Here is a 706-nt window from a genome sequence, read left to right on the forward strand (position 1 = left end):
TAACGAAAAAGTATTAGCGAAGGCGGGCGAAAAGTGAACTGAAAGTTCGATTTTTCAACCAAACTGAGCCAATGCTTTTTCAATGAAGTAAACTTACAAAATAAATACGGAATTGAAAAGCAGTGGCGGCGAAGAATATTCAAATTTTCAATTTGAGTATTCAAGCCCGCTTTTGCTAATACACTGTTAGCGACAGTTGCGATTTTCTATTTTTTAAATAATTTGAGAGCATTTTGTTTTACTTCATCAGTAATTCCCGAAAAAGGATTAGTTTTTATCCAATATTTTTTAATATTTTCAGGTAATGTATTTAATGACGAGTCATCATCAATAATTATAAATTCAGTTTCTGAATTTTCATTAAACCAATCTTCAATTTCATTTTTTCTAATTCTTATTTCAGAATGCTCTTTTGCATTATTGATTTTTGAAATCTTTGAAACTTTTACGCCCCTTTTTTCGAAAATTTGTTTCCATTCATCTTCACTATAATTTATTCGGTGAGTTGTTGTTAGAATTATTTCAGGCTTAAGTTCCTCAATTATGTGGATTAAGTTTGTCAAAGCCGAATTATTAAACTTATAAAATCCATCTTCAAGAAATTCGGGTTGTTTCCAAGAAGGTGAAGTTTCTAAAACTCCATCAATGTCAAGTAATAATTTCATTTGGAATTTGGAATGTATTTTTGTGCAATTGTTGCTAACGA

Annotated in this window: 1 protein-coding gene; it reads right to left on the bottom strand. The window is 29.7% G+C overall.

What is annotated here, in order from left to right; all coding sequences use genetic code 11:
• Positions 1 to 206: 206 nt before the first annotated feature.
• Complete coding sequence (locus AC4AGG_RS16680; RefSeq protein WP_489773149.1) at positions 207 to 665, bottom strand: HAD domain-containing protein; 459 nt, start codon at positions 663 to 665, stop codon at positions 207 to 209.
• Between the last annotated feature and the right edge of the window lie 41 nt (positions 666 to 706).

This window comes from Chryseobacterium sp. CG10_8 (genome assembly GCF_058117085.1).